This is a genomic window from Nocardia sp. NPDC059177 (assembly GCF_042755165.1).
Lineage (GTDB): Bacteria > Actinomycetota > Actinomycetes > Mycobacteriales > Mycobacteriaceae > Nocardia.
This window is the reverse complement of record NZ_JBHZBX010000001.1, coordinates 258483-272180: the sequence shown is the minus strand read 5'-3', so window position 1 is coordinate 272180 and position 13698 is coordinate 258483. Positions and strand designations below refer to the sequence as shown.

Annotated in this window: 8 protein-coding genes and 1 pseudogene; 3 read left to right on the top strand and 6 right to left on the bottom strand. The window is 69.5% G+C overall.

Features of this window, described 5'->3' with window-relative positions; all coding sequences use genetic code 11:
- The first annotated feature begins 383 nt into the window (after nucleotides 1–383).
- The gene (gene nrdF / locus ACFXK0_RS01185) at nucleotides 384–1346 is read left to right on the top strand and encodes a class 1b ribonucleoside-diphosphate reductase subunit beta (RefSeq protein ID WP_067985411.1); all 963 of its coding nucleotides are present in this window, start codon (nucleotides 384–386) and stop codon (nucleotides 1344–1346) included.
- 120 nt (nucleotides 1347–1466) lie between these two features.
- Nucleotides 1467–7394 carry an amino acid adenylation domain-containing protein gene (locus ACFXK0_RS01180; RefSeq protein WP_379407614.1) on the top strand — a complete coding sequence of 1976 codons (5928 nt, stop codon included), beginning with the start codon at nucleotides 1467–1469 and terminating at the stop codon, nucleotides 7392–7394.
- A gap of 479 nt (nucleotides 7395–7873) precedes the next feature.
- Here the strand turns inward: ACFXK0_RS01180 and ACFXK0_RS01175 are convergent.
- Nucleotides 7874–8191, bottom strand: a pseudogene (locus tag ACFXK0_RS01175) (glycosyltransferase family A protein); the annotation flags it as partial.
- A 74-nt stretch (nucleotides 8192–8265) separates the two neighbouring features.
- On the opposite strand from ACFXK0_RS01175, the gene ACFXK0_RS01170 reads away from it, so the two are divergent.
- The gene (locus ACFXK0_RS01170; protein ID WP_379407613.1) at nucleotides 8266–9498 is read left to right on the top strand and encodes a hypothetical protein; all 1233 of its coding nucleotides are present in this window, start codon (nucleotides 8266–8268) and stop codon (nucleotides 9496–9498) included.
- Between the two features lie 64 nt (nucleotides 9499–9562).
- Here the strand turns inward: ACFXK0_RS01170 and ACFXK0_RS01165 are convergent, their stop codons facing one another.
- From ACFXK0_RS01165 to ACFXK0_RS01145, 5 genes are all read right to left on the bottom strand, one after another.
- The gene (locus tag ACFXK0_RS01165; RefSeq protein ID WP_379407612.1) at nucleotides 9563–10393 is read right to left on the bottom strand and encodes an alpha/beta fold hydrolase; all 831 of its coding nucleotides are present in this window, start codon (nucleotides 10391–10393) and stop codon (nucleotides 9563–9565) included.
- Between the two features lie 364 nt (nucleotides 10394–10757).
- On the bottom strand, nucleotides 10758–11150 hold the full coding sequence (locus ACFXK0_RS01160) for a hypothetical protein (RefSeq protein ID WP_379407611.1): 393 nt from the start codon (nucleotides 11148–11150) through the stop codon (nucleotides 10758–10760).
- A gap of 140 nt (nucleotides 11151–11290) precedes the next feature.
- On the bottom strand, nucleotides 11291–11509 hold the full coding sequence (locus ACFXK0_RS01155; RefSeq protein WP_379407610.1) for a type II toxin-antitoxin system VapB family antitoxin: 219 nt from the start codon (nucleotides 11507–11509) through the stop codon (nucleotides 11291–11293).
- Nucleotides 11510–11599: 90 nt separating this feature from the next.
- Nucleotides 11600–12502, bottom strand: a complete 903-nt coding sequence (locus ACFXK0_RS01150) for an intradiol ring-cleavage dioxygenase (protein WP_379407609.1) — start codon at nucleotides 12500–12502, stop codon at nucleotides 11600–11602.
- Nucleotides 12503–12588: 86 nt separating this feature from the next.
- On the bottom strand, nucleotides 12589–13683 hold the full coding sequence (locus ACFXK0_RS01145; RefSeq protein ID WP_379407608.1) for an ABC transporter substrate-binding protein: 1095 nt from the start codon (nucleotides 13681–13683) through the stop codon (nucleotides 12589–12591).
- Between the last annotated feature and the right edge of the window lie 15 nt (nucleotides 13684–13698).

Genomic DNA, 13698 nt, shown 5'->3' with positions numbered 1-13698 from the left:
CCCAGCGAAACGGGCACGCGAGGCGCAGTTTGCCGGGTGCCCGCGGATAATGCAAAGCCTGGTGGATGCACCGCCGAATGCGCCGCGCTGGTTGGCGGCGGGACTGTGCGGGCAGTGGTCGCGCTCACGGCCGGGTGGGCGAGTTCGCGCACGGGGGACGAATCACGGCGATGCGATGGTGGTGTGGCGGCGCGCGTACCGCACAATAGGGGCCGCGTGTGTGGCGCGCGGGTTCGCCGAGGACGGCGGATTCGACCGGTCGCAACACAAGCTGTTGTGTTCCGTGAGGTTGTCACCCACTACGAGTAGTGTTCAAGGTGAAGGCCCTCGTGCGCGGCGGCGGGTGTGAGGTCACAGGTCTGGCGGAAAGGTGTGGAAGCGGAATGAAGCTCATCGATCGGGCGTCGGCCATCAACTGGAATCGGGTGCCCGATGAGAAGGATGCCGAGGTCTGGGATCGGCTGACCGGGAATTTCTGGTTGCCGGAGAAGGTGCCGGTGTCCAACGACATCCCCTCCTGGAACACCCTGACCCCCGACGAGAAGCAGCTCACCATGCGGGTCTTCACCGGCCTGACGCTGCTGGACACCATCCAGGGCACCGTCGGCGCGGTCAGCCTGATCCCCGACGCGATCACCCCGCACGAGCAGGCGGTGTACACGAATATCGCGTTCATGGAGTCGGTGCACGCCAAGAGCTACAGCTCCATCTTCTCCACCCTGTGCTCCACCAAGGAGATCGACGAGGCGTTCCGCTGGTCGGAGGAGAACCGCAACCTGCAGCGCAAGGCCGAGATCGTCCTGTCGTACTACAACGGCGAGGACCCGCTCAAGCGCAAGGTCGCTTCCACGCTGCTGGAGAGCTTCCTGTTCTACTCCGGTTTCTACCTGCCGATGCACTGGTCCTCGCGGGCCAAACTGACCAACACCGCCGACATGATCCGCCTGATCATCCGCGACGAGGCCGTGCACGGCTACTACATCGGCTACAAGTACCAGAAGGGCCTCGAGCTGGTCTCCCAGGCCGAGCGCGACGAGCTCAAGAACTACACCTTCGAGCTGCTCTTCGAGCTCTACGACAACGAGGTCGACTACACCCAGGACCTCTACGACGAGGTCGGCCTCACCGAGGACGTCAAGAAGTTCCTGCGCTACAACGCGAACAAGGCGCTGATGAACCTCGGCTACGAGGGCCTGTTCCCCAAGGACGAGTGCGAGGTGAACCCGGCGATCCTGTCGGCGCTGTCACCCAATGCCGACGAGAACCACGACTTCTTCTCCGGCTCGGGTTCCAGCTACGTCATCGGCAAGGCGGTCAACACCGAGGACGAGGACTGGGAGTTCTGAGCCCTTCCCGCTGATCTCGGCGGCGCACCTGTTCGCGGGTGTGCCGCCGCGTCGTCTACCTGCGGATTGCCCCTGGAAATCGGGCTTTTCCGATGTGCGGGTTGCCGGTGTAATCGACAGATGACCGCGATCGGACTGCACGACACGCTCGGTGAGATTCTCGATCGCGGTGGTCGCGGCGGCGGAATCGCGGTCGTCGACGGCGAGACGACCTGGACCTACGCCGACCTGGCGGACGCCGCGCACCGCCTCGCCCGCGAGCTGGTCACGCACGCGGTGGGCCCGGAGACGGTGGTGGTGCTGGCGCTGCCGCGTTCGGCGGCGCTGGTGCGCGCGGTGTGGGCGGTCGCGGCGACCGGTGCGGCGTTTCTGCCCGTCGACCTGCGTCAGCCGCAGGCCCGACGCCGCTATCTGCTCGCCGATGCCGCCGCCTCGATCGGCATCACCACCCGGTCGATGCTGGCGGATCTGCCGACCTGGATCACCTGGCTGGTCCTCGACGATCCCGAGCTCGAGCGCCGATGCGCGGAGCACGATCCGGCGCCGCTCACCGACGCCGACCGGGTCGCGCCGGCACACCTCGACCAGCTCGCCTATGTCCTCTACACCTCCGGTTCGACGGGCGCGCCCAAGTCCGTCGCCGTGACCCACCGCGGGCTGGCGCCGCTGGTCGCCGCGGTATCCGGGCAGCTCGGTTCGATGGAGCGGGCACGGGTATTGCAGGTCAGCTCACCGGGTTTCGACGTCTTCGTGCACGAGCTGCTGCTGACATTCACCCACGGCGCGACGGCGGTCATCGTGCCGCCGGAGATCACCGGTGGAGCCGAACTCGACGAGCTGATCGCGGGCCGGGCGGTGACCCATGTGGTGATCACGCCGGGCGTGCTCGCGACCCTGGACCCGTCGCGCCATGTGACGGTGCGTGCGCTGGTGGTGGGCGGTGATGTCTCCGATCCCGCGCTGGTCGCGCGGTGGGCGCCCGGCCGGGTCTATGTGAATGCCTACGGGCCGACCGAAACCACCGTCTATGTCACTGCCACACCACTTTTCGCCGGCGGCCCGGTGGTCCTGGGTCCGGTGTTCGACGGCTGGACGGCGCGGATTCTGGACGAGCGATTGCGTCCGGTGCCGGTCGGGGAGTCCGGTGAGCTGTATTTGTCCGGTCCGGGTGTCGCGCGGGGATATCGGCGGCGGCCGGGCGCTTCGGCGGCCCGGTTCGTGGCCGCGCCGGGCGGCGAGCGGATGTACCGCACCGGCGATCTGGTGCGCTTGCACCAGGGCGGCGATTCGATACCCGGGTCGTTGGAGTTCCTGGGCCGCACCGATTTCCAGCTCAAAGTTCTGGGTGTCCGGCTGGAGCCGGGGGAGATCGACGCGGTACTCACCGGGCACGATGCGGTTCGCTCGTCGATCACGACCGGGTGGGAGACCCCGGCGGGCGAACGGGTGCCGGTGAGTTACGTGACGGCCGAACCGGGGCGAGCTGTCGACACCGACGCGCTGATGGCCCACGCGCGCACCAGACTTGCCGCGCATGCTGTCCCCGCGGCGGTGATCGTCCTCGACGAGCTGCCGTTGACCCCGGTCGGCAAGGTTGATCGCGCGGCGCTACCGACCCCGAGCTTGTCATCGAAAAGTGCTGCCACGCCGACTGATTCGATGGAACAGCTGATCGCCGCCGTGCTGGCGGGGCTGCTCGGTGTGGACAGAGTCGGCGCCGACGACGACTTCTTCGCGCTCGGCGGGAACTCCCTGCTCGCCAACCGGCTCGTTGCCCGCCTGGGGGTGGCGACCGGCAAGAACATCCCGGCCCGCACCGTCTTCGACGCACCGACGGTGTCCCGGCTCGCCGCCGCCGTCCGCCACCTCGCGAAGACCACACCGCGCCCGCCGGTCACCCGCCGCGACCGTCCGAACCCACTCCCGCTGGCCCCCGCCCAGCAGCGGTTGTGGGTGCTCAACCGGATCGACCACCGCTCACCGGCGGACAATATCGCCCTGACGCTGCGGCTACGCGGACCACTGTCGGTCGATGCCCTCCGCGCCGCCCTCGACGACGTCGTCGAACGCCACGAACCACTCCGCACCCGATACCCCGACCTGGACGGCGTCGGCACCCAGCACATCGTGCCGATCGACCAGGCCCGCACCACCCTCGCCCCGGTCGCCACGCCGCCGGACGCGCTCCACACCGCCGTCGGCGAATTCTGCACGGCCGGTTTCGATCTCACCACGGAGCTTCCCTTCCGGACCGCGCTGTTCATGCTCGCCGAGCACGAACACGTGCTGGCCGTCGTCGTCCACCACATCAGTGCCGACGGCTGGTCCCTCGGCCCGCTGACGCGCGACCTGCTCAGCGCGTACGCCGCGCGCACCACCGAAACAACGCGCGATGGGTCGATGCTTCGTAGCGTGAGGTCGGCGCTGCCGGCTGCCGCGAGGAGAGGCGCCGACGCCGAGCCGACGATTTCCGGCTCCACTGCGGTGACGCGGTTCGCTGGTCGAGCGCTCCCGCCGCTGCCGGTGACCTACGCGGATTATGCACTGGCACAGCGAGAGTGGTTGTCGGAAGAGTCGGGGTCGGCGATCTTCGACGGGCAGTTACGGTACTGGCGGGCACGGCTCGCTGGACTGGCGCCACGGATCAGTCTGCCGGTGGACCGGCCGTATCCGGCGGTGGCGTCGGGGCGCGGTGCTGTCGCCGAGTTCGTGTTCGACGCCGAGCTGACCGCCGGGTTGCGCCGGGTCGGTGTCGGGCACGGCGCGACCCAGTTCATGGTGGTGCACGCGGTGCTCGCGGTGGCGCTGGCCCGATCGGGCGCGGGCGGCGATATCGCTGTCGGGACGCCGGTGGCGGGACGCGGTGGTGCCGAACTGGACGACCTGGTCGGCATGTTCGTCGCGATGGTGGTGCTGCGCACGACGGTCGACCCGGCCGACCCGTTCTCCGCCCTGCTCACCCGGGTCCGCGATATCGATCTCGGCGCGCTGGCACATGCCGACATCCCGTTCGAGCGGGTGGTCGATGCCCTGGATCCGCCGCGCACCCGCGCACACCACCCGCTGTTCCAGGTCGTGCTCACCGCCGACGCCGGGGCCGGACTGGTCGACGCCGACCTCGGCGGGCTGGTCGTCGAACCGATCGCGCCGACGGTGACACCGGCGAAATTCGATCTCCAGCTGACCATCTCGGACCCTCGCGCGGACACCCTCCGGATCGCGATCACCTACGCCACCGATCTGTTCGACCACGGCACTGTCGAACGGTTCGCCGAATCCATCGAACGGATCGCGCGCGCCGTCGCCGCCGACCCGGCACAGCCGGTGGGCGACATCGCCCTGGTCGACCGGCAGCCCACCCACCCCGCCCCCGCGACCCGCCCCGACCCCCGCACGCTGCGCGACCTGTTCGACCTTGCCGCCCACCGCCACCGCGACGCGGTCGCCGTCCGGGCAGGCACCACCACCCTCACCTACCGCGACCTGGACGAGCGCAGCGCAGCACTGGCCCGTGAGCTCGTCACGCACGGCGCGGGACCGGAGCGCCGGGTCGCCGTCATCCTGCCGCGCACCGCCGAGCTGATTGTTTCGATCGTCGCGGTGATCCGCAGTGGCGCGGCTTACGTGCCGATCGATCCGGGGAACCCCCGTGAGCGGATCGACTACCTCCTCGCCGACGCACAGCCGGTGTGTGTGATCGCCGAGCAGCCGTCGGTCACCGGTGAGTCCTCGCGGCCGGATGTCGCAGTCTCGCGGTGGCATCTCGGTTCCGCCGGTCGCGGACAGTCGACGGCAGCGGAGATTCCCGAAGTCGGTGCGGCCCGGTCTTCCGGCCGTTCGGTGAACGGTCACAGCGCCGTTGAAGGCGCGGGGTCACCGAATGCGGATGTATCTCCGGACGTCTCGAATCCGGTTCCGGTACGCGCGGCGAACACCGCGTACGTGATCTACACCTCGGGCACGACCGGAGCGCCGAAAGGTGTTGCGGTGGAACATAGCAACGTGGTCGCCTTGCTCGAACGGTCGCGACGGCTGCTGTCCACCAGGTCCACCGATGTGTGGGCGCTGTTCCATTCGACGGCGTTCGACTTCTCGGTGTGGGAGTTGTGGGGTGCGCTCACCACCGGCGCGGCGCTGGTGGTGATCGACCACGACACCGCGCGCTCACCCGAGCAGTTGCGGGAAGTGCTGGTCCGCGAACAGGTTTCGGTGCTCGGACAGACACCGTCGGCGTTCGCCGGGCTCGCCGAAGCCGATGCGCAGGCCACCGAGGGCGCACTCGCCTTGCGACGCATCGTCTTCGGTGGTGAGGCGCTCGACCCGCGCCGGCTGGCCGCCTGGATCGACCGGCACGGCACGGACGGGGCTCGACTGGTCAACATGTACGGCATCACCGAGACCACCGTGCACGTCACCCACACGACCGTCACCGACAGCGCCCACACGCGGGCGGGCAGCCCGATCGGCCGACCACTCGACGGGCTCACCGTCCATGTGCTCGACGACCGGTTGCGGCCCGTGCCGAGGGGTGTCGTCGGCGAGATCTATGTCGGCGGGGCCCAGGTGACGCGCGGCTACCTGCACCGGCCCGGCCTCACCGCCACCCGCTTCGTCGCCGACCCCACGACCCCCGGCGGAATCCTCTACCGCGCAGGCGATCTCGGCCGCTGGACCGGCAACGACACCCTCGAACACTTCGGCCGCGCGGACCGGCAGGTGAAGATCCGCGGATACCGGATCGAACCCGCCGAGATCGAAGCGGCCCTGCTGGACCACCCGGGAATCGGCGACGCCACCGTGGTCGACCGCGACGACCCGGCGACCGGACGCCAGCTCATCGGCTATGTCGTGCCCAGCGGCAGCGCCCAGCTCGTCGGCGCCGAGGTCCGCGCGCACCTGCGCGACCGGCTGCCCGAACACCAGGTGCCCGCCGCCGTGGTGGTCCTCGACACCCTGCCGCTCACCGCCAACGGCAAACTCGACCTCGCCGCCCTGCCGAGCCCGGTCTTCAGCGCAGCCACCTACCGTGCCCCGCGCGGGCCGGTCGAACAGCGCATCGCGGCGGTGTACGCCGAACTACTCGGCTGCGACCGGGTCGGCGCCGACGACTCCTTCTTCGACCTCGGCGGCAACTCGATGGTCGCGACCCGCCTGGTCGCGCGGCTGCGTGCCGAACTGGCGACCGACATCGCCCTGATCTGGCTGTTCACCGACCCCACCCCGGCCGGACTGGCCGCCCGCATCGCCGGGGACACCGCGCACGACGGCGAATCCATGCTGGCGCCGGTGCTCCCGCTGCGTGCGAAAGGCCCTGGCGCACCGTTGTTCTGCGTCCATCCGGTGGTCGGGCTGGCATGGAGCTTCGCCGGTCTGTCCGCCGAACTGGACTGCCCGGTCTACGGGCTGCAATCGCCCACGATCGCCGCGGACACGCCGCTGCCGGAGTCGCTCGACGCCGTGGCCGCCGACTACGTGGCCAGGATCCGCGTCGTCCAGCCGCATGGGCCGTACCGGCTGCTGGGCTGGTGCGTCGGCGGCGTGATCGCGCATGCCATGGCCGTGCGCTTGCAGGAACTGGGACAGCGGGTGGAGGTGCTGGCCATGCTGGACTCCTTCGTCGGCGAGGTCGGGTATCGCAGCGCGGCGCCGGTGACGGTCGGTGATCTGCTCGGCCAGTTCGGCACCGCGCACGAACTCGCCACGCCGGTCACCGATTTCACTGCCGAGGATGCCGTCACCCTGGTCGCCGGCCTGCCGGGCCCCTTCACGGAACTGACCGGGGAACGCGTGCACCGGCTCTTCGCGGGCATCCTGCACACCCAGGCGATCAGCGCGACCCATCGTGCCCGCGTCTTCGACGGTGACCTGCTGTTCTTCACCGCAGGCCGCGACGACCACGGCGAAGGCCGGGCCGCCGGATCGTGGCGCGACCACATCGCCGGCGACATCCGCGATATCGCCGTCGACGCCACCCACTGGGACATCACCGGCGCGACCGCGCTGGACACGATCGGCCCCGCGCTGGCCGCCGCCCTCACCCGGCCGTGACGGCGACCCCGATCACCGCGCAGCCAGCGCCCGCCACCCCGGACCGGCGAGAAGGGTCGCGACGCGTGCGCGAACGAGAGATATTTGCTCCCCCCCCCCTCGAAGATTGAGGGTCTGGTGGAGTGCTGGAGGTGGTGCTTGCGGTAGCGCAGGGTGGGGGTGTCGACAAGGATGCCGGGCGCCAGCGCGGAGGCACACATGAGCAGGGCGGTGTCTTCCATGGTGTGCAGCGCCGCCCAACCGCCCGCCGCGAGGATCAGGTCCCGCCGGTACATCACCCCCGCGGGATGAACCGGGAGACGATAGGTGTCCGGGGTGGTGATCCATGCCGCGGGGAGTGCGCCGCGGGGGAGCGGCCCGGTGGGGAGATCGGTGGGGAAGGAACGCAATTCGCCGGAGCCGAGCAGGTCGCGAGCGTGGCCGACCGCGAAGCCCGCGGTGTGGTCGGCCAGCAGGGCGGACGAGAGGTCGGCCAGCGCGGTCGGTTCCAGTTCGTCGTCCGCGTCGAGATTCTGGACCAGGTCGGCGGTGACCCGGCCGAGTGCCACATTGCGGGTGAATGCAGGCCCGAGCTGGATCCCGTTGAACGCCAGGCGAAGACGGGGATCGTCGACGGCGCCGCAGGTGGTGAGCGCGGCGATCAGCCCGGGCGTCCGTGGGCCGTCCACCTGAACCGTCCAGGTCAGATCGGTGTGGGTCTGCGCGCACAGCGAACGCCACGCGGCGGGTAGGTAGCGGGCGTACCCGGCGTGCACCGCCGTCAGCACCGCGATCTCCACGATCGGCCACTCTGCCATGTCGACGCGCGCACCGCGGCTGTGGTACTCAGTGACATTGATCATTCCGGATCGGCGGCAGGGAGGGAACGGCCATGGATCACGCGCTGATCGAGGCATCGCTGGGGGAGCTCACGGCGGCGAATTCCCGTGAACTGGAACGCAAGTGCGAACAGATCGCGTTGAGCTACATCGCGCAACTGGTGGAGCCCCAGTTCGATGTCGACTCCGCCGACTTCGCCCGGGACCCGCGTCTGATCTGTGCCGATCGCTACTGGAATCTGCGGTTCCAGGCGGCGCCGACACTCGCCACGGCCGTGGACTGCGCGGGCTGGATGGCCGAGCATGTCGTCGCCGCTGTGCAGGACCCGATCCGGGAGAAATGGGCGATGGGCTACGCGTTCATCACCCGGAACTCGGTCGAATCGGCCGCCGAGATCGCCGACGCGACCGCCGATGTGGTCGCGGCCGACGACAGCGCCTGCAACAAAGCCTATTTCGCCGCGCTGTACCACGCCGGAAAGTTGCGGGCGAACTTCTTCTACGACGAGCTCGAGATATTTCTCGCCGCGTCACCGCTCGCGCTGGCGGCCGGCCCGCACCGGGAGTCGGTGCTGTTCACCGCACTGCGTGCCTTCGCGGCGTTCGGCTCCCGCACCACCGTGCACCAGCACGGGTGCGCGCTGCTCGACCAGATGTGGAATTCGGCGGAACGCACGTTCGCGGCCACCGATGTCGTCTTGAACGGCCTGGCCGCCGGTAAAGATTTCGACGGCAGAGCGCAGCTGCTGCGCGACCGCTCCGCCGAGGCCGTCGCCGCCTATCCGGGCCGCGATATCCTGCACTTCCGGCTGGCGACCGGCCGGTGGATGTGCGGTGAATACGACGCCGCCATGGCCGATATCGACGAGGCATTGCGGCTGCTGCCCGCGATCGGCTGGCGAGTCAGCCACGAACTGTTGCAGGGCCAGTATCTCGCCCGGCGCGACGCGATCGAAGCGGCCCGCGCGGCCGACCGCCAGGCCCGCATCGACCGCGACCGCGTCCAGAGCACCGAACGGGAAGTCGACCGGCTGGCCGGCGAGGTGCGCGGAACCGTGCTGCGGGCCGTGGAACTGGTGACGGTGTTCGCCGCCGTCATCGCCTTCGCCGTCGGCTCACTCAATGTGTCGCTCAACGGCAACATCACCCTGGCGGACCGGATCTGGATCGTGGTCACCCAGGGCGTCGGTCTCCTGCTGTTCGCCTTCCTCATCCTCGGCGGCTCCTGGTTCATCGCCGACCGGCTTGCCCGCCGCTCCGAACGGCGCGACCGACCGGAGGACTAGCGAGCCGACCGTCGCCTGGGTCGTGGCGGCGCGGGGCTCCGGCTATCGGTCGGTGGACGCCTGCTCAGCGAGTGGGTGCTCCGGAGCGGTCGAGGTTGTGGAGGAAGCTGAGGAGGGTGTGGGTGACGGGGTGGGGGTGGGTCCACCAGACGCCGTGGCCTGCGGTGGGGCCTGCGATGACCGTGGAGGTGCCTGCGGCGCCGGGGAGGTGTTCGGCGAGGGTGGAGGCGTCCTCGGCGGTGCCGCCGGAGAGGTCGGCATGGCCGCGCAGGATCAGTGCGGGGCAGGGGATTTCCTTGATGCGGGGGGTGAGTTCGTCGCGGGTGGCGAGGGTGTGCCAGGCGGCGGCGGTGCGGGTGCGGTCGGGGTGGTCGAGCCAGCGGCGGATCCAGGGTTCGCGGTCGTCGTCGGTGCCGCCGAGGAGGATGGGGGCGAGGGCGCGGGCTTGGGGTTCCAGGGGGATGGCCGGGTCGGTCCAGGTGGCGGCCATGGCGCGGTACTGGTCGGCCTCCTCGGAGGTGTTGGCGCGGGCGGTCGTCGAGGCCAGGATGACGGCGCGGGTGCGGTGCGGGTAGCGCAGGGCGAAACGCAGGGTGGTGTAGCCGCCCTGGCTCATACCGCCCAGGACGACCGGGCCGGGGAGGGCGAGGCGGTCGAGGACGGCGGCGATATCGTCGGCGAGGTCCCAGTAGCTGAACCGTCTGGTCGGGTCGGTCTCGGTCTGGCCGAAGCCGCGCGCGTCGATGGTGATGACGCGGAAACCGCTGGCTACCAGGTCGTCTCGGGTTCGGTCGAACATGGTGCCGTCCATCAGGAACCCGTGCGACAACACGAGGGGTTCACCGGCGCCGGTATCGGCGAAGTGGATGTCGGCGTGATCGCGATATACAGGCATGGGCTCGCTCGTTCGTGGCGTCGGGACCGGGTCTGTCTCCGACGTTCCCCCCAGAGACACGACCGATCGTTGCGCAGCGGGATCCGGCGGGGGCGATAATCGCGACGATTCCGGTCGCCCGGGGATTGCCGGAGTCCGCTGAGGTGGTGGATGCATAGGCTCACCAGGGTAGTTCGAGTTGCCTGGAATTCGCGCAACTCCGTCCAGGCCACTCGACACTGCCGGGTCAGGTGAGTGCCATGACCGCGCAGACGGCGAGGAATACGCCCTGCAGAATCGTGCGCGCGGACAGGGGCATGGTCGTGATGTCCAGGGCGGCGCGGGCGGCGCGGACATCGGCCGGGAACCGGCGACTCCGGTCAGGTCAGTCGGGCGCGAATCCGTTGACCTCGAAGGAAATCACGACAGCGGCGACCACGGCAGCGCCGAGGACGAACGTCACCGTGGACGCCAGTGCGAAAACCCGGGCGCGTCGCCACCGGGACAATGCCGATCCGGCGGGAATCGCGACGAGTACCGGTATCAGCCACGTTATCCAATACCACGGCGAGATCGGTTCGGTGTCGGCTCGGTATTTCTTGGGAGTCGCCGGTAGCTCGGGGACGTCGAAGACGTTCTGCAGCAGCGCGACCAGGGGGAAATAGGCGATCACCGCCAGTATGGCGCCGGTGATGACTCCGAAGGTCGCTGGGGCCAGTACATCATCCGTTCTGCTGTTCTTGTCAGTCATATCCCCACCTGTTTCGAACCCGACCATGTTGGCCGATCACCTCGGTATCACGCACGGCACCGTGTCCAAAGTATGGAGTGAGTACGGGGCATGAGTGAAGTGTGCTGTGAGTCAGTGGGGTCGAGGTGTCGCTGTTCGGCCAGTGACGTGCCGGTAGATGGCCGGCATCACCGTCGGTAGGCGGACTTGTTGCCGAGGTACTCCTCGAAATCGCCGCGGTCGGCCATTTCGCCGAGGGCGGCGAGGGCGCGCATACGCACCGAACGTCGGCCCACTTCGCGTAGGGCGGCGTTGACCGTGTCCGTCTCGGTCTTGGTGCCGAGCACTTCGGCGGCGGTCGCCAGTGCTTCTTGGTCGATCTCGAGGGAAGTCTTCGATGTAACCACTGCCAGGCCTCCTTGGATATCCAAGGTTCAATGGTGGACATCCAAGGTTACATCGGCTGTGGCGGTGGGGGATCGACCAGAAGCCGGCTGTCAGCGGGGTGGGGGGCCGCTGGGGGGTTGGCCGCCGGGGGCTCGGCCGCCTGGGGGTTGGCCGCCGGGGAAACCTGGGTTGGACTGGGTGTTCTGGGATTTTTCGGCGACGCCGATGGTGAGGGAGACGGCGAGGGTGGTGGTGGGGGTGCCGGTGACGGTGGCGAGTTCGGCGTCCCAGCCGTCGCCGAAGACATTGTCGGAGGCGAGGGTGACCTCGGCCAGGTTGGTGATGCTGGCGGAGTAGCCGGGGTCGGTGTCGAAGACGGAGCGGCAGACGTCTTCGGGGAGGGCGATCTGGGAGGTGAGGCGGGCGTTGTCGCCGGCTACGGCGGTGGTGAGGTCGTCGTAGACCTCGAAGTGGATGTGCGGCCAGCGGCCCGCGTAACAGGCGGGGAAGATCGAGGTGAACTCGACGATGCCGTTGTCGTCGGCGACCTGGACGCCGCGCAGGTAGTTCTGTTCGGTGACGCCCTCGCTGTAGAGCGAGTACCGGCCTTCGCGGTCGCAGTGCCAGACGTAGACGGCCATGCCCGCGCCCGCGGCATTCGTGGCGAGGTCGCGCAGGTCGAGCCGGAGGGTCATCGGAACACCTTCGGCCACACCGGAATACGCGCCGAAGCTGGTGGTGATGTCGGAGCGGACGACGCCGGACTCGATCAGGACGTTGGGGCCGTTGGACCCGTCGCCGGGATAGGGACCCGCGGTTTCCTGGGGAGCGGCGGCGGGGGTGGCTGTGTCCGTGGTGGTGGTCGTGCCGGTGGTGTCGGCGACGCCGGAATCGGTCCCCGACGAACAGGCCGCGGCGGCGGTCGCCGCGCCGGCCGCGCCGATCATGGCGAGGATCCGTCGCCGGGACATCACCCGCAGGTCGTGACCCAATCCGCGATCATGGTCGTCCATGCTGCTCCTCCACTGCTCGGTGTCGATGGCGACCACGGTAGGGAGCGTGGCTGGATCGTCGCTGGGGAAACGCTGGGAGGTTGCTGTCAGTCGGTGACGTACCCGTTGAGGCTGTTGCGCAGGTCGGTCAGCACGGCGCGGGCGGCGGTGAGGCCGGTGGTGTGCCAGATCTTGTCGTCGACGACGAAGACACGCTTGTCGGTGGCGGCGCCGAGTTCGGTGAACTCGGTGGACTCCATGACCGCGGTGCCGTGTTCCTCGCCCGCGGCGCCGTCGAACATCACGTAGATGATGTCGCCCTCGGCCTTGGTGGCCAGGTCGCCGGTGGCGATGTCGAAGGACGGGCCGCGCTGGGCGGTCGGGCGCCGCACGCCGACATCGGCGAGGATCTGGGCGGCGAAGGTCTCGCTGCCCTGCACCTGGGTGGCGTCGGCGGTGAAGCGCAGCACCGAGGCCTGGGACTGGTGCGCGTTGAGCGCGGGACCGAGGTCGTGGGCTTCGGTGAGATAGTTCCGCAATGCGGTGTCGGCGGCGGCGGTGCGGCCCATGCCCGCGGCGTAGGCGGCGAAATCGGACTGCCAGCTGCCACCCTGGCCGACCAGTACGGTCGGGGCGATGGCGCTCAGCGCCGCGTAACCGCCTGCGGTGGGCGCGATGTCGCCGAGGATCAGGTCGGGCTTCAGTTCCGCGATGCGGGCCGGATCGGGCTGCCCGATCGGGCCGACGCTGGGCACCTTCAGCACGCCGTAGCCCAGGTACATCGGCTGCGGCCGGTCGCCGTCGAGGGTGACCGCGCCCGCCACGCGCTCCCACAGGCCCAGGGCGCAGGCCGCGTCCAGCGCGGAGCTGGTGAGTACGACGATGCGCTGCGGGTCGGCGGGGACCTGGGAGACACCGGCGGTGTGGGTGACCGAGCGGGTGGCGCCGGTGGCGGGATCGGGGGCGCTGGGCAGCGGGCAGGCGGTGGCGGTGTCGCGGTCGGTGCCGACCACGCCCGCACCCGCGATCTTGGTGGTGGTGCGGATGATGGTGCTGGCGTCGTCGGTCTTGTCCGCGCAGCCCGCGGTGAGCGCGACGGCGCACAGCAGGGCGGCGCCGACGGCGAATCCGCGCGAGCGGGCACGTCCGCCTCGCTCGGCGGTGCGACGGAATCGGGTGCGTTCTCGGGCGCTCACCGGCATGCGCACGAGGGTACT

What these genes read in the sequence shown, in the direction of transcription:
- ACFXK0_RS01160 (WP_379407611.1), bottom strand. Translation starts at nt 11,150, where the DNA reads ATGGTCGGGTTCGAAACAGGTGGGGATATGACTGACAAGAACAGCAGA.
- ACFXK0_RS01165 (WP_379407612.1), bottom strand. Translation starts at nt 10,393, where the DNA reads ATGCCTGTATATCGCGATCACGCCGACATCCACTTCGCCGATACCGGC.
- ACFXK0_RS01170 (WP_379407613.1), top strand. Translation starts at nt 8,266, where the DNA reads ATGGATCACGCGCTGATCGAGGCATCGCTGGGGGAGCTCACGGCGGCG.
- ACFXK0_RS01180 (WP_379407614.1), top strand. Translation starts at nt 1,467, where the DNA reads ATGACCGCGATCGGACTGCACGACACGCTCGGTGAGATTCTCGATCGC.
- ACFXK0_RS01145 (WP_379407608.1), bottom strand. Translation starts at nt 13,683, where the DNA reads ATGCCGGTGAGCGCCCGAGAACGCACCCGATTCCGTCGCACCGCCGAG.
- nrdF (WP_067985411.1), top strand. Translation starts at nt 384, where the DNA reads ATGAAGCTCATCGATCGGGCGTCGGCCATCAACTGGAATCGGGTGCCC.
- ACFXK0_RS01150 (WP_379407609.1), bottom strand. Translation starts at nt 12,502, where the DNA reads ATGGACGACCATGATCGCGGATTGGGTCACGACCTGCGGGTGATGTCC.